At 71.8% G+C, this 22,247-nt stretch carries 20 protein-coding genes and 1 pseudogene; 4 read left to right on the top strand and 17 right to left on the bottom strand.

Going from position 1 to position 22,247, the window contains the following annotated elements:
• The first annotated feature begins 64 nt into the window (after positions 1-64).
• A complete protein-coding gene (locus M4D82_RS03340) occupies positions 65-442 on the top strand; it encodes a hypothetical protein (protein WP_249764583.1) in 378 nt (125 codons plus the stop codon).
• Between the two features lie 53 nt (positions 443-495).
• Here M4D82_RS03340 and M4D82_RS03335 read toward each other — a convergent pair whose 3' ends face one another.
• The 9 genes from M4D82_RS03335 to M4D82_RS03295 all read right to left on the bottom strand — a co-directional run bounded on the left by M4D82_RS03335 (position 496) and on the right by M4D82_RS03295 (position 10,085).
• Positions 496-912 (bottom strand): GntR family transcriptional regulator, encoded by a 417-nt coding sequence (locus M4D82_RS03335; protein WP_249764582.1) that lies wholly within the window; start codon positions 910-912, stop codon positions 496-498.
• 60 nt (positions 913-972) lie between these two features.
• Positions 973-1,971: an ABC transporter permease gene (locus M4D82_RS03330; RefSeq protein WP_249764581.1), complete on the bottom strand. Its 999-nt coding sequence runs from the start codon at positions 1,969-1,971 to the stop codon at positions 973-975.
• Positions 1,968-2,915 (bottom strand): ABC transporter ATP-binding protein, encoded by a 948-nt coding sequence (locus tag M4D82_RS03325; RefSeq protein WP_502988860.1) that lies wholly within the window; start codon positions 2,913-2,915, stop codon positions 1,968-1,970. The genes M4D82_RS03330 and M4D82_RS03325 overlap by 4 nt, the downstream gene beginning before the upstream one ends.
• Positions 2,916-3,100: 185 nt before the next feature.
• Positions 3,101-4,405, bottom strand: a complete 1,305-nt coding sequence (locus M4D82_RS03320; protein WP_249764579.1) for an MDR family MFS transporter — start codon at positions 4,403-4,405, stop codon at positions 3,101-3,103.
• On the bottom strand, positions 4,402-5,514 hold the full coding sequence (locus M4D82_RS03315; RefSeq protein WP_249764578.1) for a PLP-dependent cysteine synthase family protein: 1,113 nt from the start codon (positions 5,512-5,514) through the stop codon (positions 4,402-4,404). Before M4D82_RS03315 ends, M4D82_RS03320 begins: the two co-directional genes overlap by 4 nt.
• A gap of 76 nt (positions 5,515-5,590) precedes the next feature.
• Complete coding sequence (locus tag M4D82_RS03310) at positions 5,591-6,124, bottom strand: hypothetical protein (RefSeq protein ID WP_249764577.1); 534 nt, start codon at positions 6,122-6,124, stop codon at positions 5,591-5,593.
• A gap of 137 nt (positions 6,125-6,261) precedes the next feature.
• Positions 6,262-6,741 carry a hypothetical protein gene (locus M4D82_RS03305; RefSeq protein WP_249764576.1) on the bottom strand — a complete coding sequence of 160 codons (480 nt, stop codon included), beginning with the start codon at positions 6,739-6,741 and terminating at the stop codon, positions 6,262-6,264.
• Between the two features lie 39 nt (positions 6,742-6,780).
• On the bottom strand, positions 6,781-8,688 hold the full coding sequence (locus M4D82_RS03300) for a helix-turn-helix domain-containing protein (protein WP_249764575.1): 1,908 nt from the start codon (positions 8,686-8,688) through the stop codon (positions 6,781-6,783).
• A gap of 14 nt (positions 8,689-8,702) precedes the next feature.
• Complete coding sequence (locus tag M4D82_RS03295) at positions 8,703-10,085, bottom strand: MFS transporter (protein ID WP_249764574.1); 1,383 nt, start codon at positions 10,083-10,085, stop codon at positions 8,703-8,705.
• A 494-nt stretch (positions 10,086-10,579) separates the two neighbouring features.
• Between M4D82_RS03295 and M4D82_RS03290 the strand changes: the two genes are divergently transcribed.
• The gene (locus M4D82_RS03290; protein ID WP_249764573.1) at positions 10,580-13,066 is read left to right on the top strand and encodes a YfhO family protein; all 2,487 of its coding nucleotides are present in this window, start codon (positions 10,580-10,582) and stop codon (positions 13,064-13,066) included.
• 4 nt (positions 13,067-13,070) lie between these two features.
• On the opposite strand, the gene M4D82_RS03285 is transcribed toward M4D82_RS03290, so the two are convergent.
• Together M4D82_RS03285 and M4D82_RS03280 are read right to left on the bottom strand one after the other, a co-directional pair.
• Positions 13,071-15,116 carry a PIG-L family deacetylase gene (locus M4D82_RS03285; RefSeq protein WP_249764572.1) on the bottom strand — a complete coding sequence of 682 codons (2,046 nt, stop codon included), beginning with the start codon at positions 15,114-15,116 and terminating at the stop codon, positions 13,071-13,073.
• Between the two features lie 1,032 nt (positions 15,117-16,148).
• Entirely contained in the window at positions 16,149-16,475 is a 327-nt protein-coding gene (locus M4D82_RS03280) for a GYD domain-containing protein (RefSeq protein WP_249764571.1), read from the bottom strand.
• 151 nt (positions 16,476-16,626) lie between these two features.
• Between M4D82_RS03280 and M4D82_RS34530 the strand changes: the two are divergent.
• Positions 16,627-16,968, top strand: a pseudogene (locus M4D82_RS34530) (phospholipase D-like domain-containing protein); the annotation flags it as partial.
• Between the two features lie 51 nt (positions 16,969-17,019).
• On the opposite strand, the gene M4D82_RS03275 reads toward M4D82_RS34530, so the two are convergent.
• On the bottom strand, positions 17,020-17,886 hold the full coding sequence (locus M4D82_RS03275) for an SDR family oxidoreductase (RefSeq protein ID WP_249764570.1): 867 nt from the start codon (positions 17,884-17,886) through the stop codon (positions 17,020-17,022).
• Positions 17,887-17,994: 108 nt separating this feature from the next.
• Here M4D82_RS03275 and M4D82_RS03270 point away from each other — a divergent pair, with 108 nt between their 5' ends.
• Positions 17,995-18,393, top strand: a complete 399-nt coding sequence (locus M4D82_RS03270) for a winged helix-turn-helix transcriptional regulator (protein ID WP_249764569.1) — start codon at positions 17,995-17,997, stop codon at positions 18,391-18,393.
• Between the two features lie 124 nt (positions 18,394-18,517).
• Here the strand turns inward: M4D82_RS03270 and M4D82_RS03265 are convergent, their stop codons facing one another.
• The 5 genes from M4D82_RS03265 to M4D82_RS03245 form a co-directional block, all read right to left on the bottom strand.
• On the bottom strand, positions 18,518-19,597 hold the full coding sequence (locus M4D82_RS03265; RefSeq protein WP_249764568.1) for a sensor histidine kinase: 1,080 nt from the start codon (positions 19,595-19,597) through the stop codon (positions 18,518-18,520).
• Positions 19,590-20,267 carry a response regulator transcription factor gene (locus M4D82_RS03260; RefSeq protein WP_249764567.1) on the bottom strand — a complete coding sequence of 226 codons (678 nt, stop codon included), beginning with the start codon at positions 20,265-20,267 and terminating at the stop codon, positions 19,590-19,592. The genes M4D82_RS03265 and M4D82_RS03260 overlap by 8 nt, the downstream gene beginning before the upstream one ends.
• A gap of 9 nt (positions 20,268-20,276) precedes the next feature.
• Positions 20,277-20,999, bottom strand: coding sequence for a VanZ family protein (locus M4D82_RS03255; protein WP_249764566.1), 723 nt, complete (start codon positions 20,997-20,999; stop codon positions 20,277-20,279).
• 142 nt (positions 21,000-21,141) lie between these two features.
• Positions 21,142-21,315, bottom strand: a complete 174-nt coding sequence (locus tag M4D82_RS03250; RefSeq protein WP_249764565.1) for an MbtH family protein — start codon at positions 21,313-21,315, stop codon at positions 21,142-21,144.
• A 71-nt stretch (positions 21,316-21,386) separates the two neighbouring features.
• On the bottom strand, positions 21,387-22,223 hold the full coding sequence (locus M4D82_RS03245) for an ABC transporter permease (RefSeq protein ID WP_249764564.1): 837 nt from the start codon (positions 22,221-22,223) through the stop codon (positions 21,387-21,389).
• Positions 22,224-22,247 lie beyond the last annotated feature (24 nt).

Raw genomic sequence — 22,247 nt, 5'->3', positions numbered from 1 at the left:
GTATGGAAGCCTGCTGCGCACGGCCGAGCGCGATCGGGTGTGAGGCCGTCACAGGGGAGGCTTCATGAGTGGACCATTGCTCCGGAAATCCCGTGCGGTACTGGCGGGTTCGCTGATGGCGGCGAGCATCGTCGGCCTCAGCGCCGCTCCCGCCGCCGCGTGGACCGGAGGGAACGTCTGGGTCAACTTCGGTAGCTGGAACTGCCCGGCCGGTGGCTCGGTGGTGGGTGTCTACTGGGGTGTCGACGCCTATTCGAGCGGTCCGGCCGGCGGGGACTGGGGGGACAACGTCATCTATCCGCGCGTGCGGGTGGGAGCGGGTGCCCACAACACCCTCAGCTACCAGACGATGTGCAAGAAGTGGGGCTGGTACACCTACCGGGGTGTGGTCGGCCAGCGCACACTGACGCCGTACAAGTCGGGTCTGAGCTACACCTACTGACCCGTCGACGCCAGGGGGACGGCCGCCCCCTGGCGTCATGCGCGCCCGTGTCGTCAGCCCGTGGGGGTGTGCGCCGGGCCGGCGGGGGCGCCCGGGTAGCTCTCGCCGAGGACCGTGTCGAACAGCGTGGTCACCTCGCGGGGCGTCAGCCCCTGGTCGCGGGCCTCGCGCATCCACTCGCCGAGCCGCGTCCGCAGCGGGGATTCCGGCGCGGTCTGGGGCGTGGCCAGCGACCGCGTGATGAAGGTGCCCGACCCCTGCCGCACCTCCACCAGCCCGGCCCGTTCCAGTTCGCGGTACGCCTTCAGCGTCGTGTTCGGGTTGACCTTCGTGGTGGCGGCCACCTGCGCCGCCGTCGGCAGTTTGTCGCCCTCCGTCAACGCCCCCATCCGCAGGGCCTGTTCGACCTGGTGGACGATCTGGAGGTAGGCGGGCAGACCGCTGCGGCGTTCGATGCGAAACACGACCACGGTGCCCGCCTCCTTGATCCTTCGTGGGTTGGCATTCAGCCTAGTAGGGGGTGCCGGGGACTACAGCGGTGCGCGGCGGCCCCGCCACAGCAGCCCCGCGACCAGGGCGGCGGCAGCCGCCAGGTACAGGGCGGCGCCGGTCCACTGCATGCCCGCCATCTGGTCGCGCTCGAAGAAGTCCCACACCGAGTTGACGATGCCCAACGAGGCCCGGCAGCCCTCCGGAGAGGCGTCGGACACGCAGGTGCCCCAGCCGTAGAGCTTCCCCGACCCGGTGCCGATCCACTGGTCCACCTGCACCACCTGGTCGAGGAACGCAGGCTGGGGGCCGTCGAGGGGGAAGGCGATCCGGCGCGGCGTGCCGAGCCGTTCCCGGTAGACCTCGGCGACCAGGCTCACCGCGTACGAGGTGACGAGCGTGACGGCCATCGCCGGCACGATCCGGCGGATCAGCGTGCCGATGGCCATGCCGAGCGCGGTGTGGAACAGGACCTGGGCCACCAGCATCGGTCCCGTGGTCTCGAACGGCCCGCCGGTCAGCCACTGGTTGGCGCCGATCGGTTCGGCCGACCGCCACCACCAGGCGTAGAACAGGCTCAGCGGCAGCGCCGTCGCGACGGCGAGCGTCAGGGCGAAGCCCACCTTCCAGCGCAGCCAGCGCCCCCGGGCCACGGACTGCGTCGTGACCAGCCGTACGGTGCCCCGTTCCTGGTCGGAGGCGATCAGCGGGGCGCCGAGGAACACCCCGAGCAGCAGCGGGAGTGAACCCACTCTGGAGGCGAAGGAGTTGAGGTCGTTCTCGATTCGGTTGACGAGGTCGCCGTCGAGCGGGACGGTGGATGCCGGGCCCCAGCCCGCGAGGCGCAGGGAATCCACCATTTCGCCGCGCAGGTAGATCATCCAGGCGGAGCCCAGCACGACCGCCGCCGCGCACACGAGGAGCGCCGTACGGTGCTGTCGCACCACCAGCCACGCCAGTCCGCGCAGTCTGCGCGGGCGCCGCTGCGCCACGGTGTCGACGGGGCCTCGGCCGGTGGCGGCCGACGTGTTCGCGCTCACGCGGCGGGCTCCTCTCGGTGGTCGGGAAAGGCGGAAGGGGACAGCAGGGCCGGGGCCTCGGGCGAGCGGAGGTAGGCGAGCAGGACCTCCTCCAGGCTCGGTTCCGACAGCTCCCAGGCGCTGTCGAGCGGTCCCTCGCGCCGCACCAGGGCGGTGAAGTGGCGCCCGGAGGTGCGCGCCTCGATCAGGGTGTGGGTGTCGAGGCCTGCGGGCAGCGCCCCCTCGGGTGAGGTCACCCCCGCGACCACGGTGTGCAGGGACACCAACTCGTCGGCCTCGCCCGCCATCCGTACGCGGCCATCCGCGAGCACGAGCATGTAGTCGCACATGTCCTCGATCTCGCTCAGGATGTGGGAGGCCATCAGGATGGTGGTGCCCTGCTCGGCCGCCTCGGACAGCAGCAGCGCCCCCAGCTCGTCGCGGGCCACCGGGTCGAGATCGGCCATCGGCTCGTCCAGGAGCAGGAGTTCGGGCCGCTTGCCGAAGGCGAGCGCCAGCGCCACGCGGGTGTGCTGACCGCCCGACAGCTCCCTGATCCGGGCTTCGAACGGGATCTGCCCGCCCCGGACGATCCGCTCGGCCGCCGCCCGGTCCCAGCCCGGGTTGAGCTCCTGCCCCAGGCGCAGGGTCTCGGCCACCGTGAAGTTCTTGAACAGCGGCTTGTCCTGGCCGAGGTAGGCCCATCGGGCCATGGTGGAGGGCGCGTCGATCGGGGCGCCGAAGAGCCGCAGCTCGCCGGCCGAGGGGTCGACGAGTCGGGTCATCAGGGAGAGCAGGGTGCTCTTGCCCGCGCCGTTGGGGCCCACCAGGGCCGCGACGCGTCCGACCGGGATCCGGAACGAGCAGTCGCGCAGGGCCCAACCCCGGCGGTACCTCTTGCCCAGGCCGCGGGCCTCGACGGCCCATCGGACGCGGGTCCGGCCGGACGTGGTCATGTCTGGCACAGCTTCCCCCCTCGCTCCATCAATCCATTAGGTGACTAGTGGAATCATGGTCCGGGGTGGGATCACTGTCAACCGCCCCCGGGCGCGACGAAGGGAGCGCGCGACGAAACGAACGAAAGGGGCGGGCGACGATGTGTCGCCCGCCCCTCGGGTCGGTCAGCTCGCGCCCGACGAGGCGCGCGGGGTCAGGCCGTCACCGTCCGGGGCCGCGCCTCGCGGGCCGCCGGCGCGAGGCGCCCCGTACGGTCCAGGCCGTACAGGGCGGCGGCGCAGCCGAGGCCCAGGGTGAAGAGGACCAGCCAGGGCAGCGCGGACATCCCCGCCGAGCGGGACGCGTCCAGCGCCGCACCCGTGAGCAGGTTGCCGAGGGCGATGCCGACCCCGCAGACGGTGTTGTAGAGCCCGTAGTGGGTCGCCACCAGCCGGTCCCCGGAGAGCCGGACGATGGTGTCCATCTCGAAGGGGTAGGCGATCATCGTGCCCACCGCCAACAGCAGCGCGGACAACGCGGCCGGCCCCGCGGCCACCAGCCACCGGCCCGGCCCCGACTCCGGTACGGGAACGGCCGTCGCGGCCAGCGGCGGCAGGAAGGCCAGCCCCATGGAGAGCAGCCCCCGGCACAGGGCCTGCCCCGGCTCCCACCGGGCCTTGCACCAGGCCGTCACCCGGGTCTGGAAGCCGATGGTGCTCAGCCCCGAGACGGCGAAGAGCACCGCCACGGCGGCCGTGCCGAACGCCCCCTCGCCGCCCAGGCGCCGCACCTCCAGCGGCAGCGCCAGGTACACCTGGAAGGTCAGCACGTACGAGCCGATCATGGCCACGGAGAACAGCAGGAACGGCCGGTTGGCGAGGATGCCCCGCCACTGCGTGAGCACCCCCTCGCGCGGCCCCTCCTCCCGCCGCGTCGCGTCGTCGCCCCGCCGGGCGGGCAGCGCCCGGACCTGTACGAGGCTCAGCACCGCGAAGATCCCCGCCGCCACCAGGCACGTGACGCGGAAGTCGACCCCCGTGAGCACCATGCCGACCAGGGGCCCCAGCAGGATGCCCGCCTGGTAGAAGACGTTGAAGAGGGCGAACGCCTCCACGCGCCGCTCGCCCGCGTCCACCGCCAGGTAGGCCCGGGTGGCCGGGTTGAACAACGCCCCGGCCAGGCCCGTCGCGGCCGAGGCGGCGATGAGCGCCGGCACGGAGGAGACGAGCCCGAGCGTCGCGAAACCGGCGACGCGCAACACGAGCCCCGCGATGATCATCGGCTTGTAGCCCAGCCGGTCGGCGAGCGTCCCGCCGATCAGGAACATGCCCTGCTGGCTGAAGTTGCGTACGCCGAGGATCAGCCCGACCGTCCAACCGGCGAGCCCCAGCGGACCCGCCAGGTGAGTGGCCAGGTAGGGCATGAGCATGTAGAAGCCCAGGTTGATGGTGAACTGGTTCACCATCAACAACCGGGGGCCGCGCTCGTACGAACGGAACTGCGCGAGCGTGCCCGTCACCGCGACGGCTCCGACGCCTCGCGCAGCGGTGCCTCCCGCAGGGACAGGGGATCGACCACGCTCGCGCAGCGCGTCCAGCGGGTGACCTCCTTCTCGTCCAGCCGGCCGATCGTGTCGGGCTCCGCCGCGGGAGGGGCGCCCAGCAGGCCGTGGGCGGCGCAGTAGTCGTCGTCGTACACGGTCCCCAGGTAGCGCTGCGGGCCGTCGGGGAACACCGCCGCGATCCGCGTGTCCGCCGGCAGGGTGCGCGCCAGCCAGCCGGCCACCAGCGCGACCGCGCCCACGCTCCAACCGCCGGTCGCGTAGTGCGAGGCGGCGAGCCGACGGCAGGCCCACACGGCCTCCCCGGGCGCCACCCAGTGCACCTCGGAGAACTGGTCGTAGGCGACGTTGCGCGGGTAGATGCTCGACCCGAGCCCGCGCATCAGCCGGGTCCGGGCGGGCTGTCCGAAGATCGTCGAGCCCACCGTGTCCACCCCCACCACCGTCAGATCGGGGTAGAGGCGGCGCAACACCCGGGAGACGCCGGCGGAGTGCCCGCCCGTGCCCACGCTGCACACGAGGACATCGATGTGGCCCAGCTCCGTGGCCAGTTCGAGGGCGAGCGGGGTGTAGGCGGTGGTGTTGTCCGGGTTGTTGTACTGGTCCGGGCACCAGGAATCGGAGTGCCGGTCCAGGAGGCGGCTGACGCGGTCGCGGCGGGCCTGCTGCCAGCCGCCGGTGGGGTGCGGTTCGGACACGACGTTGACCTGCGCCCCGTACGCGGTCAACAGTCGGGTCATCGACGTCTCCAGGCCCGGGTCGGTGACCAGGGTGACGGGATGCCCGTGCACCATCCCGGCCAGGGCCAGACCCAGGCCGAGGGTGCCGCTGGTGGACTCGATGATCCGGCCGCCGGGCTTCAAGTCGCCCCGCGCGCGGGCTCGTTCGACCATGTGCAGGCCGGGTCGGTCCTTGATGCCGCCGGGGTTGAACCCTTCGAGCTTGGCCCAGAAGCCGCGACCGGCCGGGGCGAGCGGCTCGGACACGCGCAGCAGGGGGGTGTTGCCGACCAGACCGGAGAGGTTGGTGCGGGCGGGGGGTGTGAGGTCGGTGGTCGAGGAGTGCATGCTTCCGCTCTCGGTTGATGGTGCGTCAGGTGGTCACTCGGACGTCAGCCGTTGGCAACGGCTCTACGGGAGCGGTCTAGACGCGCCATCGACACACGCTCGTGAGCGTGGTGCGACCGGATCGGTCGATCAGGAGCCCGTCGGTGCCGGGCGGCGGCGCCGGTGACGGGGGTGCGCGGGTGGCGTCCGTACGGGGGAGTACGGCGGAACCCGTGGGGGACGGGCTCTCCGGTGGGGCCGGGGAGACCAGGGCGGGGGCGGAACAGGCCGGTCCGTGACCCCGGTGGGCCGGCGCCGGCAGCTCCGGGGCCGGCTCCGGCGTCGACCGGGGCTCCCCCTCCCGCTGGGCGGACGTGGAACCGGATTGTGGCGCGGTTCCGGCGGCGGGTGAGTGGTGCGAGGCGAACAGGGGTCCGGCGCGGTGGACTTGCCGGCCGTTGCCGTGGCGGTGCTCGTGGCCGGGGTCATGGCCGTGGTGGCCGTCGCCGAAGAGATGGGGCGGGCAGTGCGCGAGCGTCAGGAGCAGGGCGCCCAGGAGCCCGGCCAACAGCGCGCCGGCCCGTGGCACGCGCCGGCGGCGGGCCGGGCGTGGGCGAGGGCGACGGGACACGGGTCCTCCGTGGCGGGGGCGGGGATCACGGACGGGCGGCACCTGGGGGCCAGGATAGGGGCGAAACATCCCAAAACGCCGCTTCGAGGCGAGGGGGGAACGGCGGGTCGCCCGGTGGGGGAGGGGGATCCGTAGCGCTAGATGAGGAGGACGGTCGAGGCGCGCGCAGGGGATGGCGGCGCGAGCGGGGCGCGGTCGCGGCTGCCCGTGTGCGCGTACGGGCCCCCGTGCTCGGCGTACCTGGGCGCGGGCGGCAGGCCGCAGGGCGCCGCTTCCGTCAGGGACACCTGACGGGGGGTGAGCGGGTCGCACTCGTGCCCCGAATGGGCGGCGCCGTGAGAGTCGACCGGCGGAAGGGCCGAGGTGGAGACGGCCGATGCGGCGGTGGACGAGGCGGCGGCCGTCGGCGCGGCGGCGGCCCACGTGACAGTGGCCGGCGCGGCGGTCGCGGCCCGGTCCGGGTGGCCGGTCGGCGCGCCGTGCGCTCCGGTGCCGTGCGCGTCGGTGCCGTGCGTCCACAGCAGGCCCAGCAGCAACAGCGTCAGCCCGAGCACGCGCAGCAGACCCGCCGACGGACGGCGGACGCGCGCCGTGTCGTGCGAGCGGGCTGTGACCATACCGTGATCGTAGCCGTCCCCGTCGAAGCCGGAACGCCGCTATTCGGTCAAAGTCGAGGCGGGCGGTACGGGCCTGACGGCGGCCACCTGATGCAGGCGCAGCGCGAGTTGGAGCTCCAGCGCGCGGTCCGGCGACTGCCAGTCGGAGCCCAACAGCCGGCCGATCCGCTCCAGGCGTTGCACGACGGTGTTCACGTGGACGTGCAGGGCGTCCTTGGCCCGCGACTGGCTCATACCGGTCGCGAACCAGACCCGCAGCGTGTGCACGAGATCGCTGCCCCGCCGCGCGTCGTACTCCAGGACCGGCCCGAGGACCGCCTCGACGTAACGGGACAGATCCGGCCGCTCCCCCAACAGCACCCCGAGGAACCCGAGATCGGCCAGGGTGCTCCCGTCGCCGGTCCGCCCCAGGGCGCGCAACGTGGACAGACAGCGCAGCGCCTCGGCGTGCGCCCGGGGCAGCTCCGCCGGACCCGGACCGGCCCCCGCGGCCCCGACCGTCACCGGCCCGCCCACCGCCCGTCCCAGGGCGGCGGCCAGCGCCGGAGCGTCGGTGCCGGGACTGTCCGACGGGGTCAGGAGCACCGCGTGGTCGTGGTGGATCCCCGCGAGCCCCCGCCGTTCGCGGGCGTGGTGCGCCGCCGCCGCGAGGAGGCGGGGGCGGGGGGCGGCGTCACTGTGCAGGACGAACAGGGCGTGCGGGCGGGCGAGGTCCACGCCGAGCCGGCGGGCCCGCACGGCCAGGCCGGCCGGATCGGCCGCCGGGCTGAGCAGGTCGCCCAGCAGCTCACCGCGTACCCGGTCCTCGGTCTCGGCCACCGACCGGCGCAGGAGCAGCAGCAACGCCGTGACCATCGCGGCCCGTTCGAACAACCGCCGGTCGGCGTCGTCGAGCCCGCGGCGCCCGGTGAGCGTGATGCTGCCGAGCAGCTCCGGTCCCGCGAGGACGGCGCAGACCCAGGCGTCGCCCCGCTGGACCGCGCGGCCTCCGGCCCGGGAGGCGGTCACCGCCTCGGCGGGCGGGGGCGACGCCGTGGTGCCGGCGCGGGCCAGCTCCGTACCGTCCGCGTCGTGGACGAGGGTGCCGCCGCCCAGCAGCGCGCCGATCGCGGCGGCCACCTCGGCCACGTCCCCGCCGCGCAGCACGATCCCGGTGAGCCGGTCGTGCGCGTCCTCCGCCCGGCGCAGCGCGTCGCTGCTCGCCTGGACGGCGCGCGAGGCCACGCCCAGCTCGGCCAGGGCCCGACGGGTCTCCTCCAGCAGCCGGGCCCCGTCGATGGCGATGGCGGCGTGGTCGGCCAGCGAGGACAACAGGGCCACCTCGCGCGGGGTGAACGCGCGCGGAGCGCGGTCGGCGGCGAAGAGCACGCCGATCACCTTCGACCCCAACCGCAGCGGCACGCCCAGGATGGCGTGCAGATCCTCCTCGGCGACGGCGCTGTCGATCGTACGGGTGTGCTGGAAGCGGGGGTCGCTCTGGTAGTCGCCCGTCGCGTACGGGCGGGCGGTCTGGGCGACGAGCCCGCCCAGGCCCTCGCCCATCCCGAGCCGCAGTTGCTGGAAGGCCGCCGACACCGAGCCGTCGGTGACCCGCATGAACGTGTCGCCCGCCGCCTCGTCGTTCAGCGACAGGTAGGTGACGTCGGTGTGCAGCAGGGCCTTGGCGCGGTGCGTGATGGCCCGCAGTACGGCGTCCAGGTCGCGCAGCGCCGCGAGATCGCCGGCCGTGTCGAACAGCGCCGTCAACTCGGCCTCACGGGTGCGGTGTTGGGCGAGCGTCCGATGGATCTCCAACGCCGCCCGCGTGGCCTCCTCCAGCGCGCCCACCGCCTCGGCGGCCGCACCGCCGGCGCGGGCGGCCGCCAAGGGCCGGGTCAGCTCCTCGGCGGTCGCGCCGCGGGCGAGCAGGTGCAGCAGATCGCCGGGGTCGGTCACGGGGGTGAGCATACGGGCGGCTCCGCTCAGCCCGTCACCACGGCGGACTTCGGGTCCGAGGCGGGCGCTCCGGCGCCGGCGCCGCCCACCGGCTCGGTCAGGCTGCGGCCCCGGGTCTCGCGGGCGAACAGCACGGTCACGGTGGTGATCAGCGCCGCCGCGCACACGTACAGGGAGACCGGCACGGAGGAGTCGTACTCCTTCAGCAGTTCGACGGCGATGATCGGCGCGAGCGCCCCGCCCACGATCGACGCGAGCTGCGAGCCCATGGAGGCGCCGGAGTAGCGCACCCGCGTGTCGAACATCTCCGATATGAACGCGGCCTGCGGCCCGTACATCGCCCCGTGCAGGAGCAGCCCCGCGGTCACCGCGACCGTGATGACGGGGAAGGAGCGGGAGTCGAGCAGCGCGAAGAACGCGAACGCCCAACCCGCCATGCCCACCGACCCGATGAGGGTGACGGCGCGGCGGCCGATGCGGTCCGACAGGGCGCCCCACAGCGGGATCGTCACGAAGTGCACGGCCGAGCCGATCAGTACGGCGTTCAGCGCGTCGCTCTTGGGCAGCCCGAGGTGGACGGTGACGTACACCAGGAGGAAGGCGGTCAGGACGTAGTACGAGATGTTCTCGCCGAGCCGCGTGCCGATGGCGCTGAGCACCCCGCGCCAACCGGTGCGCAGCACCTCCACGACCGGCGGCCTGTGCTCGGCCCCGGCCGCCTTCTCGGCCTCGGCACGGGCCTGCGCCTCCAGGAACGCCGGGGATTCGGAGACCGAGACGCGGATCCACAGCCCGATGATCACCAGCACGCCCGAAAGCAGGAAGGGGACGCGCCAACCCCAGGCGAGGAACGCCTCGTCCGACTGGACGGCGGCCAGCAACGCCAGCACACCCGTCGCCAGCAGGTTCCCGCCCGGCGCGCCGGCCTGCGGCCACGACGCCCAGAAGCCGCGGTTGCGGTCGTCGCCGTGCTCCGCGACGAGCAACACCGCACCGCCCCACTCACCGCCCAGCGCGAAACCCTGCACCAGCCGCAACACCGTCAACAGGACGGGCGCGGCCGCCCCGATGCTCGCGTGGGTGGGCAACAGCCCGATGGCGAACGTGGCCCCGCCCATCATCAGCAGGCTCAGCACCAGCAACCGCTTGCGCCCGATCCGGTCACCGTAGTGCCCGAACACGATCCCGCCGAGCGGCCGGGCGGCGAAACCGACGGCGTAGGTGAGGAACGCCAACAACGTCCCGACCAGGGGGTCGCTGCCGGGGAAGAACAGGCTGTTGAACACGAGCGCGGCGGCGGAGCCGTACAGGAAGAAGTCGTACCACTCGACGGTGGTCCCGATGAGACTGGCGGCGACGACGCGCTTGATGGAACCGGAACTTGGAGACGTTGCGGCAGACACGGCCATGAGGACCACTTCCGGACGGGGACGATGACGACTGGATGTCGCCACACCGTAGGAACCCCCAGGTCAGCCGGGTATGTCTCGCGCCCACACAGTTGACCCCCGGAATATGTGCGTGCAACCCACGGTGGCATCCGGAGCTCCGGTCGGGGCGCAGCGCCCGGCCCTCGCCGCCTTCGGCAGCTGAGGGCCGGAACCGGAACGGGAGAGGGTCCGGGCGTGAGCCACGAACAGCGGCTCTTGCGTGGCAGGGGTGAAGGGTGCGTTTTAGTCTCGTGCCGCATGCCCGCAAGGAACAGACCGTGCGGTTGTCGGCCTCCTGAGAGGTCCGCTGGGCGGACTCTTCCGTGATGTGCTCGCGAAAGGACACCGTGCGAACAGCCGAATCCTCGGCCTCGTCCCCCCAGAACAGGTGAAGCCAGCCGCGAGGTGCTGACGAGATGACGCCACCCACCCCCAAGGCACTTTCCCCATCCCGCCCCATCACAGGCCAGACCATGGCCGCCTGGTCCGCGGCACTCCTCTCCATGGGCGCCTACTGCCTCGCGATGGCCGTGCACGGCACCTATCCTTTCGGCGGTCGCTCGCGTGCGGTCAACGATCTCGGCAACCAGCTCGTGCCGTTCCACGCCCACTTGTGGGATCTGATGCACGGCAACACGACCGGCGATCTGTACTTCAATTGGTCGAGCGGATACGGCACGCCGTTCCTTGGTGACTTCTTCACCTACCTGATGAACCCGTTCTCCTGGCTCGTCGGGGGCTTTCCGCGTCACCTCGTGGAACTTCCGGTCTTCCTCGTCACCCTGTTCAGCATCGGCCTCGCCTCAGGCCTGATGACCCTCTTCCTGGGCCGACTGCACCCAGGCTCCCCCTGGCTGCGAGCCCTCCTCTCCGTCTGTTTCGGCCTGAGCGCCTGGACCATCTCCGACGGCTTCGCGGACCCCATGTGGATGTGGGGTCTGGTGGCGCTCCCACTCCTCGGGATCGCCTACGACTGGTGCCTGCACCGGCGGCGCTGGGTCGCCGGCACCCTGCTCGTCACCCTCTCCTGGGCGGGCAACTTCTACACCGCGGCGATGGCCACCCTGGGCATGGCCCTGGTGCTGCTCGTGCGCGTGTTCCTTGACGCACGGGCAGGTCGGGAGCGGCTGGATACCTTGCTGCGCGCTGCTTCCATGACCTTGACCGGCATCCTTCTCGCCGCGCCCGTACTCACGGTCAGCCTCAGGGCGACTCGCGCGGCGCAGCCGGCGCCGGTGAGGGTCTACGAAGGTCCACCCACCGTCGCCCACTACCTCGCGCAGTTGTTGCCCGGAGGGCTGTCCGAAGGACCGCGCGTCTCCGTGGGCATGCTGCCCCTGCTGCTCATCGCCACTTTGCCCTTCATCCGCCGGGTGCCCCTGAGGGAGCGTTTCTGCTGGCTTTTCCTCATCGCCGTCATGGCAGGTTCATTCGTCTGGGCGCCCACGATCCTGCTCTGGCACGGAGGGGCGATACCGAACGGGAGCCCCTACCGCGCCTCCATCGCCTTGACCGCCGTCCTGGTGTCCGTTGCCTGGCTTGCGCTCGCCCGTGAGCCCGGCCGCAGGGAACTGCTGTGCGGAGCGGGTGTCGTGCTCCTCCTGATCCTGTTCGTCCGGCACAGCCCGCACATGAGCCGCGGGCCGTGGTTGCTGGCTGCCGCCGGCCTTGTCCCCTTGGTACTGCTGCTGACGCTGGACCGTCACCGGAGGCGTCGCGGAGCGCGCGCGACGCTGACGGCGGCCCTGGCCGGAACGGTCTTCCTCACCTCCGCCTACACCGTCTTCAACACCACGGTCATCCGGGACACCTACGACTGGTGGACACCCAAGCGCACGTACGACAGGGAGTCCCTGGCCACGTACGAACTCCTCAAGTCGGCCGATGACTGGCCGGCCACCCGCACGGACCCAGGGCCCCATGAGTACGCCAACAACGATCCCATGCTGCTTGCCGGACAAGGGGGTTCCTACTACAGCAGCTACGTGCCCGCCCGCACCGCCGGAGCACTGCACCGGCTCGGTGCGGGCTGGTACATCCAAGGCCGGCACACGCTGAGCTTCACCGACCCGGTCAGTCGGGCGATCATGGGAATCAGCAGTTACGCCGACCGGAGGACGGGTCCCGGCGGCCTCGCGCGGCGAACGGTGCCGGCACCGCCCATCGTCACCGTCCGACCTCCCGGCACCATCCTCGACCGCGCGGGCCTCGACCGCGCGGGCACGGACGCCACCGTCTTCGCCCGTCAGGAACGAGTGCTCGGCGCACGCGTCTACGAGGTACCCCGGCTCCATCCCTCCCACGACACTCCCTCCCAACCCACCGCCGGCCGCGGCTGGGCGCTGGTCACGGACCCGCGAGGGAGATTCGGCCGGACGTTCACCGCGCGCTGCACGCCCGGCACGGAGGCGTACTGGTACGCACCGTGGTTCTCCGGCCGGGTCGAGGCACAGGGCCGGACGGTCAAGAGCTTCGGGCGCCAGAGCATGACGGGCAAGGGTCTCACCGCTCTGGGGAAGGTGCCGGCGAACGGCACGCTCACCGTGAGGGTCACCTCGGAGCGCCGGCAACACCTTCCCCCCAGCCCGCTCGGCTGCCTGAACGTGGCCTCACTCGACCACGCCGTCAGCCACCTGCGGTCCACTGGACCGCGAGAGCTCCGCGCCGGAGGTCATTCCATCGAAGCCGTTTTCGCCTCCGGAACAAGGGGAACCGCAGTCGTCTCCGTGCCCGCCACCTCCGGCTGGCAGTGCGCGGTCGACGGGGCTCAGGCCACCAGACCACACAGACTGGGTGGCCTGATCGCCGTGGACCTGGGCGACGGCGCCACCACGCTCCGGTGCGGCTTCCGCCCACCAGGCCTGCGGCTCGGCCTGGCAGTGAGCGCCGCCGCCGCCGCTACCCTGCTGCTCGTGGCCGGCGCGAGCGCGCTGCGCACCCGCCGCAAGGCGGTGAGGTGAGTCTTCAGTGGCGGACCGCGTGGTGCCAAAGGGAGCGAGCGTCAGGGGCGCCGGGCCGCGAGGTGGCAGACGGCGTCGTGGTGACGTGCAGATCGGCGTCCAGGCCGAGGACCGCCATCGAGGCTGGGCCGGCCGCCTCCACCAAGCCCGCCGGGGCGCCCGCGTACAGCATTCGGGATTCACTCCAGAGCGGCGATCCGCCCGTGCCGGTCGTGCTGATCGGGCCGGTCGTGCCGGTCGTGCCGACCGTGCTGATCGTGCCCGTACTCCCGCGGCCCGCGAGCAGGGGGCCCGCGACACTCACCGCGCCGTAGCCGGCCCTGCCGCCGACTTCGACGACCGGGGAGAGGTCCGGTCCCGGCGTGCCCGCAGTGGCCAGGGTCGTACGCACCACGCCCGAGCCGGGGCGGCGGAAGAACAGGCGGACCCCTTCACCGTCAGGGGCCACCGACAACGGGACCGTGGTCGGCGGCAGATTGGTGGGCAAGGGGCCCTTGAGCGGAGAGTCCGGGGTTTCCTGGATCCAGGCCAATACGGTCTTGCCCGTGGCCACGTACACGTGGCGCCGGCCCGCCGCATCGATCGCGGTCGCGGGCTCTCCCTGAAGATCGGCGCCGCCCCATGCCTGCCATGCGCCGAACGGGCCGTTCGGCGCGGACTGCGCGCGGGCGCGCAGCGTGCGTTTCGCATCGCGCACGTACACCGTCACGCGACCCGTCCGGTCCACCGCGACGGAAGGTCCGCTGATCGCCGAGGTCCCGGCGGCGTCCGTCGTCTCCGGGGTGCCGAGCGTCTGCCATGGGCCGAACGCGCCGTTGGGCGAGACCTGGGTGGTGAACACGATGGCACGACCGTAGTCCTGCGGCTTGGCCCCCAACGTGGTGCGCGTGCCGAAGACGGCGATCCTGCCGTCGGACAGCCGGACCGCCGTCGCGCCCGGGTCCATGCCGGTGCCGGGGAGAAGGTCGGGCCCCCGCCACTCTCCCCCCGGGCCGCTGCGGGACCAGTACGCCATCCGCCCGTCCAGGACGGCGAAGGCCCACAGCCGGCCCGAGGTGCCTTCGGCCATCCACGAAGTGCTGTCACCGCGGCTGTAGCGGATGCTCTGACCCCAGCCGTAACCGGCGGGCCGGGCGGCTGTCTTGCGGTCGCCGCAGCCCGCTGGGCTACCGCACCACTCGTGGTGGTCCAGCCAGGCGTAGGTCTTGAGGTAGCGGACCTTCTCCTCGGCCGTCTGCGGGTCGAGCGTCGAGGGAAGGGAGGTGTTGAGGTAGCCGCTGTAATTCTGGACCGAGAAATGCGGCCGGTCCGTCGACTTCGCGTAGCGCTCGGTGGCTGCTTGTATGAAGCGGGCCCCGTACATGTGGTCCTGGTGGTCGATCAATCCGCCACTGTCCTCCCACGTACCCGGCGTCGGGTCTTGCAGCCGTATCGTGGTCGGCTTGTACTGCTCGAGCACACCCGCGACGGTGCGTACCACCTGGTCCTTGGTATAGGTGAACGGCTGCTTGACCGGCGTCCCGGAGGTCAGTTGAGCCTCCAGGGCGGCTATCTTGCCGTTCCACAGACCCCGCAGGCTGTCCGGCGTCTCGGCGTCGATGCTGCGCGCCTCGCGTAGCTGCAGCCATACCAGGTTGATCCGGGGCTTGGCGACGAGGACGTCCACCTCCATGTACCCGCCGCCGGCCGTGGGTACCGATTTCCGCTGCCAAGGACTCGTGCGGTCACCGGTGGCCATCTGCGCATAGGCGCCTCGGATGCCGTTCTGCCGGGCTTCCGCGTACGCGGCGCGATCGGCGGGCCGCACGGGGTCCTTCACGTGCCGGCCGCGAGCCTCGTTCCGGCCGTCGGACTCACCGGAGGTGAGGTAGGCGGTCGTCACCTTGGTACCCGCCTGAATGGAGCGGCTCAGGTCCGGGTTCATGAAGAAGAGGTCGTCGTCCGGGTGTGCGACGACATGGAGCACGGAGCCCTCGGTCACGCTCGCGCGGGCGACCGTCTCGGACCCGCCGGAAGGCTGCGTTGTCCCGTGGCCGTCGGCCACGGCCATCACCCCGCCGGTGGCAGCGCAAAGCACGGTGAGCAGGGCCGCGAGACGGATGCTGCGGTGGAGGGACATCTACGTGCCTTGGGGGTCGATCCAGTGGCGAATTCCGCCGAGCAGGCGAGGTCGAGGCGTCTACGGGGAATGTGGTTCACCGTCTTTGCGGAATTACAGCTTCCGCTGGCGACCCGGCATGATTATGCACTTGCTCAGATGGGTGACCCACCGTCAAGTCGGATGTGCGGCAGAAAGATGACAATCAGGCGGTTCGCAATACATCGGGGGCTTGGTCAGGATTGGCAAATTTGACCGATTTGCTCGGAAATGCCCAACCTCTACTCGTTGCGCGACAGACCGAAGGCGGCGGCCGGGGACGCCTCGGCGGGAGAGTGTCCTGGCGGCGTGGCGGGACGCGGCCCTGCTCAGGCGGGTGTCCGCACGTTCGGGGCGTGGCGTCGTACGGTCCGGTCGGACCACGTGGCGTGCGAGGACCCCGGCGCCGAACCGACGCCTCATCGACCCCGAGCGGAACCCGGGCCGGCCGGCCCTGGCGCCGATTTCGTGGCGAAAGTCACCATGGGTTCATATCCCCCATCCGCCGCTTGGGGGTCCCGTGCGCCTGGGGTTGGTCCGCCTCTGAGGAAAGGAGTCGCGCGGACGGACCGCGCGCGGTTTCGAAGGCCGCCGTCCTCGCCGGCGGAGGCCGCCGCGCCTAGCCGCGTCCCGTCCCCAGGCACGCCGGCGGCCGCCGGACGGCGGCACCCGACTGCCCGCCCTGGGGCGAGTGCCAGGAAAGTGAGTCAGACCTGTCCGCGCCACTCTCCGGTGGCCGAGCCGCGGTCCTCGGGGCCGGTGCGGTGTGTCCGGCCGGGGTGGGGTGGAGCACGTCATGGGTGCCCGCTGCGGCCTCGCATGCCCCGGCCCGTCGGCTGACATTCCCCGACGGGACCGTCCTACTGCACCGTCCGGCTGACAGCGCTCGCGCCCACGGCCCTGGCCCTGGCGCATCGAGGACGCCGGGAAGGAGGGGCCGTGCGCTTACGTGCCGGGAGCCCGATACCGGACTTGTTCGGCTCTGCGCAGTGCGTCCAGCGTTTCGTCGACGGTCAGGAGAACGGTCGTCTCGAACGAGCTGAGCGCGCCGCCTCCACTGATCCTCAGCGCAACCGCGGCCATGGAGACGTTGTCCGGGGCTTCCCACAGGTTGTAGCCGTCGTGCGTGCCGAAGGCGTACCAGAAGCCGTGGAGCCTTCCACCGACGGACTCGATGTAGGACTGAGCGGCCTTCGCGCGGTCCTCGGGGTGTCCGATCAGCCTCGTCCACGTTTCCGGTGTGTAGCTGAACCTCGACAGATAGAGCGGCATCGTTTCCCTCCTTCGTTTCGTCGATGGATGCCCGCGCCGGGTGGGAGAAGTGCCAGGGTGCTGCGCAGGTCCCCCGAACAGCCGCGACGGCCTGCTGCGCGACCCGCAGTACTCGGTGCCCGCCCAGGCGAAGACGGTCTTCAACGACCCGATGTCGACGGAGGCTTCCCGGCGCGACGCCATCAGGAACGAGCTCATCGACCTGATCCAGCGTGCGGAGGTGGGCTCGGAGATCAGTGGGGCCGTCTACCTCATCACCGACGTGCGGGTGGCCGAAGCCCTGGTAGCGGCGCACGCCAAGGGCGTCAAGGTCAGACTCGTCGTCGACCACGAGTCGACGCTGCCGATCGAGGGGCAGCCCAACGAGGCGCACGCCAGGATCACTCAGGCGCTCGGTACCACCGTGTCCGCCACGGGCTCCTACCTCTACGCTTGCCCGGCTGACCGTGGCTGTATCGGCACCCGGACTGGGTTGAACAGCCACCCGATCAACCACAACAAGTTCGTCGAAGCCCCGCCCCGCCGACGGCGAAGCGCTACCGGCTCAGGAAACGGCGATCGCCTCCGCGATGGTCGTGGTGAGGGGGGTGGTCGGGCGGCCGATCAGGCGGGAGAGGTCGCCGGTGCGGCGGGCGAGCGCGCCGCGCTCGACGGCGCGGTCGACGTCGACGAGGATCTCGGCGAAGGGGCCGGGGACGCCGGCGCCCGTGAGGATCGCGAGGTGCTCCTCGGCGGGGACGTTGCTGTACGTGATCTCCCGACGAGTCTGGGCGGCGACCTCGGCCGCGTACTCGGCGAGGGACCAGGCGGTGTCGCCGCTCAGCTCGTACGTCTTGTTGAGGTGCTCCTCGGCGGGGCCGGTCAGGACGGCGGCCGCGGCGGCGGCGTAGTCGGCGCGGGTGGCGGAGGCGATGCGGCCGTCGCCGGCGCTGGCGACGACGGTGCCGTGGGCGAGGACCGGGGCGAGGTTGGCGGTGTAGTTCTCGGTGTACCAGCCGTTGCGGAGGAAGGTGTACGGCAGCCCGGAGTCGAGGATCAGTCGCTCGGTGACCTTGTGCTCGGCGGCCAGGTCGAAGTCGGCCTCGTCGCCGCCCAGGACGCCGGTGTACGCGAGCTGGGCGACGCCCGCGGCCTTGGCGGCGTCGATGACGGCGGTGTGTTGGGCGACGCGCTGCCCGACCTCGCTGCCGGAGATGAGGAGCACCCGGTCACCGCGCTCGAAGGCGCCGGCGAGGGTCTCGGGGTGGTTGTAGTCGGCGATCCGCAGCTCGACACCGCGCTCGGCGAGGTCGGCGGCCTTTTCCTTGTCGCGGATGACGGCGGCGACGGAATCGGCGGGGTGGGTGGAGAGGACGGCGTCGATGACGAGACGACCGAGGTGGCCGGTGGCTCCGGTGACGACGATGCTCATGGTGCTCTTCCTTTTGCGTGGGGGCCGGTGGGCGGTGCGCTCACCGGCTCTCACGCTACGGTGAGCGCTAACCAGAAGAAAGTACCCACTTTGAAGTAAGGTACTGGCATGGGAGTAAGTAACCAGGTGCCCGACGTGAACCAGCGGATGTGTCCCTCGCGTCTCGTCCTGGAGCACGTGACGAGCCGTTGGGGTGTCCTCGTCCTGGCCGCCCTGCTCGAGCGCACGTACCGCTTCAGCGAGCTGCGCCGGCACATCGGGGGCGTCAGCGAGAAGATGCTCGCGCAGACGCTCCAGACCCTGGAGCGCGACGGCTTCGTCCACCGCGACGCCCAGCCCGTGATCCCGCCCCGCGTCGACTACAGCCTCACCCCCCTCGGCGCGGAGGCCGCCCGCCAGGTCTGGGCACTGGCCCGCTGGTCCGAACGCCGGGTCGCCGCCGTCGACGACGCCCGCGCGCGGTACGACGAGGCACGTCGCGGGAGCGCAACCGGTTCGCCTGCATGATGGGGCAGCCAGAGGAATTTCCGAACCCATGCGCACCGAACTCCGGCGCTGGGGCAACGTCCTCAAGGGCGGCGCCCTCCGCACCCCCCGGGCTCTGCGTCTCTGACCTGACCTGACCTGACCGCTACCGCCCGACAGGGAGTCGGACCGTGACGAGGAGGCCGCCGGTGGGGCGGGGGGCGAGGTCGAGGGTTCCGTCGTGGGCGCGGACGATGCTGTGCACGATGGCCAGGCCGAGGCCGGCGCCGGCGTGCTCGTCGGTGCGGACGCGTTCCGTTCCGCGCTGGAAGGGTTCGGTGAGGGTGGGTACCCGTTCCGGCGGGAGCGGGCGGCCCGTGTTCTCGACCCGCAGCACGCTCGTGTCGCCGTCCGATCCGGTGCGGACCGTCACGGTGCCGTCGGCGGGGAGGTTGTGGACGACGGCGTTCTGGACGAGGTTCGTCACCATCCGCAGCAGGAGCTCCGGGGAGCCGCTGGTCGGGGCCGGTCCGCCGGTGACGTCGAGCGTGATCCGGCGCTGTTCGGCGAGGGGGAGCAGCGTTTCGGCGGCTTCTTCGGCGAGGAGGGAGAGGTCGACGCCCTCGCGTCGGAAGGTCCCGCGCTCGCCGCGGCTGAGCAGCAGGAGGGCCTCGGTGAGGTCGATCGCCCGCGTATTGACGACGTACAGGCGCTCGATGAGTTCGTCCCGGTCGCGCGTGGGGTCCTTGCGGGCGACGTCGAGGAGCGTGCGCGAGATCGCGAGCGGCGTGCGCAGTTCGTGGGAGGCGTTCGCGGCGAACCTCTGCTGCTCGGCGACGTGCGACTCCAGTTGTTCGAGCATCGAGTCGAAGGCGTCGGAGAGTTCACGGAATTCGTCCTGGCGGCCCTCCATGCGGATCCGGTGGGACAGCGACCCGCTCCCGGCCATCCGCGCCGCGTCCGTGATGTGTGTGAGGGGCGCCAGCATCCGGCCGGCGAGGACCCATCCCCCGACGAGGCCGAACGCGAGCAGGAAGGCCATCGCCACGGCCGCGGCGGGCAGGAAGGTGCGTACGAGGAGGTAGCGATTGGGCGAGATCCCGAGCAGGCCCTGCGAGTTGTCGGGCACGTAGCGCAGCAGGAACACCCACACGACGGCCAGCAGGAGGGCGCCGGCGAGGGCGAGGAATCCGGCGTAGCTGAGGGTGAGTTTCAGTCGCGCGCTGAGCCCCGGGCGTCTACGCACGCGCGGTGGGGCCGGTCTCGATGCGGTAGCCGACGCCCGGCACCGTGGCGATGATCCACGGTTCGCCGAGCCGTTTGCGCAGTGCGGACACGGTGATGCGTACGGCGTTGGTGAGCGGGTCGGCGTTCTCGTCCCAGGCCCGTTCCAGCAGCTCTTCGGCGCTGACGACCCCGCCCTCGACGGCGACGAGGACCTCCAGGACGGCGAACTGTTTGCGGGTGAGCGCGACGTAGCGCCCGTCGCGGAAGACCTCCCGGCGGAAGGGGTCGAGCCGTAGGCCCGCGATCTCGCGGACGGGCGGCCGGGCGTACGCGCGTCTGCGGTCGAGCGCCCTCAGCCGCAGGACGAGTTCCCGCAGCTCGAACGGTTTGGTGAGGTAGTCGTCGGCGCCGAGCCCGAACCCCGAGGCCTTGTCGTCGATCCGGTCGGCGGCGGTGAGCATCAGGATGGGGATGCCGCTGCCGGAGGCGACGATCCGGCGGGCGACCTCGTCGCCGGAGGGGCCCGGGATGTCGCGGTCGAGGATCGCGAGGTCGTAGGAGTGGACGCCGAGCAGTTCCAGGGCGGAGTCGCCGTCGCCCGCGATGTCGGCGGCGATCGCCTCCAGCCGCAGACCGTCACGGACGGCTTCCGCCAGGTAGGGCTCGTCCTCCACGATCAGTACGCGCATGCCGGAAGCCTACGCAGCCGACGCCGACGCCGACGCGGGCACCGGTGTGGGGCGGGGCCGGTCCGACGGGGCCTGCGCCTTCGTGCGCCACCAGCGGCGCGACGCCAGCCCGGCCAGCACGGCGCCGGTGGCGTTGACCAGTACGTCGTCCACCGAGGACACCCGGTCCAGCCGAAGCGCGTACTGCGCGGTCTCGATCAGGATCGAGCAGCCCGCGCCGAGTGCCAGAACCCGCGGCAGGGACGCCAGGGCCGCCCACCGCATCGGGGCGAAGAACCCCAGCGCCGCGAAGACCAGCAGGTTGCCGCCGATCCCCAGCGGCCCCATCGTGACCAGGTCCCGCAGCGGTACGAGGCTCACCCGGGCGGGGGCGACGCCGGGCGCGCCGCCCGGCATCATGGTCAGCCACAGGAACGGCACCGTCCCGTGGACCATGCCCACCTCGGCCAGCGACATCGGCCACGCCGATGCGACCCCGGCGGCCCGCCGACGGCGCGCCAGAGCCCACACCACCAGCCCGGCCACGGGCAGCGCGACCAACGTCATGAGCACCACACCGTTGAACGTGTCGAAGCAGCCGTGCCACCGCCCGGCCATACACCTCGGAGCGGACATCATGAGCGGCCGGCGCAGGACGAACAGGGCGCCGGCCACGCCGACGACCACCAAGCCGAGGAGCACGATCCCGCGCACGCGGCGGGCCGGTGCCGGCGGGGATGAGGTGTCGTTCATGCCCCCATGGGACCCGGAGGGCCGTTGCGGTGGCGTATGCGGTTTTCGATACGTCCGCGATACACGCATCCCGCACGCGGACGCGGAGATGCGGCGCGGTCGGCGTGGCCGCGCCGCCGCCGGCTCGCACGGGTGTGGCGCCTCAGGCGGCTTGCGTCTCGATGTAGGCGAGGCAGGCGTCCCGGGAGTCCTCGTCGTGCACCACGTCCCAGCCGGCGGGCACGTCGATGCCCATCGGCCAAATGGAGTGCTCGGCCCGCTCATTGCGCAGCACGAGGTAGGAACGGTCCGGGCTCTCGAAAGGGTTGGTGGTCATCGTGGCTCCTCGGTCGGTCGGTCGATCGGACGGTCGGCGGTCGGCGGTCAGCGGGCGGCGGGCTGTCGGGGTCAGTCGAGCAGTCGGCGGCTCATGCCCCGCACCGCCAGGAACCAGGCGAGCGCGGTGAAGGCGACGAGCACCAGGGCGTGCAGCCAGTCGCCCGCGTCCAGCACGCCGAAGGCCGCGTGCCGTACCAGCTGCATGCAGTGGTAGATGGGGTTGACACCGGCGACGGTCTGGATCCAGCCGGGCAGGCCGTCCAGGGGGAAGAAGACACCGGCGGCCATGACGAGCGGCGTCAGCACACCCGAGACGACCAGCCGCAGCCAGTCGATCGCCGGCACCAGCGTGGACACCCACATTCCGCACAGGGCGAAGGCCGACGCCGACACCAGCGTGATGATCGGCACCAGCAGCAGGGTGGGGCTCGCGGGGAGACCGATGGCGAGGGTGACCAGCAGGGGCACCGAGCTGTAGACGGACGATTTGACGGCGATCCAGGACGCCTCGGCGGTGACGAGTTCCCAGACGTCCACCGGCCGGCTGAGCACCGCATCGTACAAGTGCTGGTAGCAGCGCCGGTTGTAGGTCTCGAACATGCCGGCGAAAGCGGAGGCGAACAGAAGGGACGTCACGACCATGCCCACGCCCACGAACTGGGGATAGGGCCGGCCTTCGGCCGAGTCCACCAGGGCGCTGAAGCCCAGGCCGAAGCCGGCCATGTACACCAGGGGTTCGATGAGCGAGCCGAAGGTGATGGCGGGCCAGTAACGCCGGAAGAGCAGCAGTTCGCGCAGCCACACCGCCCGCATCGTGGGCAGCAGCGTGGGCGTCGCGGCCCCTCCCTCGTCCTCGAAGGCGTTCGTCGGTGTCTCCGCCGGGCGTGCCGGTGCGGCCCTCGTCATGGAGGGGGTCCCTTCTGATGTGGG

The organism is Streptomyces sp. RerS4, from assembly GCF_023515955.1.
GTDB lineage: Bacteria > Actinomycetota > Actinomycetes > Streptomycetales > Streptomycetaceae > Streptomyces.
This window is presented reverse-complemented; position numbering and strand designations above follow the sequence as displayed.

Excerpts from the sequence above, each read along its gene's own strand:
- M4D82_RS03290 (WP_249764573.1), top strand. The coding sequence starts at position 10,580 with ATGGCCGCCTGGTCCGCGGCACTCCTCTCCATGGGCGCCTACTGCCTC.
- M4D82_RS03275 (WP_249764570.1), bottom strand. The coding sequence starts at position 17,886 with ATGAGCATCGTCGTCACCGGAGCCACCGGCCACCTCGGTCGTCTCGTC.
- M4D82_RS03260 (WP_249764567.1), bottom strand. The coding sequence starts at position 20,267 with ATGCGCGTACTGATCGTGGAGGACGAGCCCTACCTGGCGGAAGCCGTC.
- M4D82_RS03315 (WP_249764578.1), bottom strand. The coding sequence starts at position 5,514 with ATGCACTCCTCGACCACCGACCTCACACCCCCCGCCCGCACCAACCTC.
- M4D82_RS03285 (WP_249764572.1), bottom strand. The coding sequence starts at position 15,116 with ATGGCCGTGGCCGACGGCCACGGGACAACGCAGCCTTCCGGCGGGTCC.
- M4D82_RS03280 (WP_249764571.1), bottom strand. The coding sequence starts at position 16,475 with ATGCCGCTCTATCTGTCGAGGTTCAGCTACACACCGGAAACGTGGACG.
- M4D82_RS03255 (WP_249764566.1), bottom strand. The coding sequence starts at position 20,999 with ATGAACGACACCTCATCCCCGCCGGCACCGGCCCGCCGCGTGCGCGGG.
- M4D82_RS03245 (WP_249764564.1), bottom strand. The coding sequence starts at position 22,223 with ATGACGAGGGCCGCACCGGCACGCCCGGCGGAGACACCGACGAACGCC.
- M4D82_RS03300 (WP_249764575.1), bottom strand. The coding sequence starts at position 8,688 with ATGCTCACCCCCGTGACCGACCCCGGCGATCTGCTGCACCTGCTCGCC.
- M4D82_RS03250 (WP_249764565.1), bottom strand. The coding sequence starts at position 21,315 with ATGACCACCAACCCTTTCGAGAGCCCGGACCGTTCCTACCTCGTGCTG.
- M4D82_RS03295 (WP_249764574.1), bottom strand. The coding sequence starts at position 10,085 with ATGGCCGTGTCTGCCGCAACGTCTCCAAGTTCCGGTTCCATCAAGCGC.
- M4D82_RS03305 (WP_249764576.1), bottom strand. The coding sequence starts at position 6,741 with ATGGTCACAGCCCGCTCGCACGACACGGCGCGCGTCCGCCGTCCGTCG.
- M4D82_RS03270 (WP_249764569.1), top strand. The coding sequence starts at position 17,995 with ATGGGAGTAAGTAACCAGGTGCCCGACGTGAACCAGCGGATGTGTCCC.
- M4D82_RS03340 (WP_249764583.1), top strand. The coding sequence starts at position 65 with ATGAGTGGACCATTGCTCCGGAAATCCCGTGCGGTACTGGCGGGTTCG.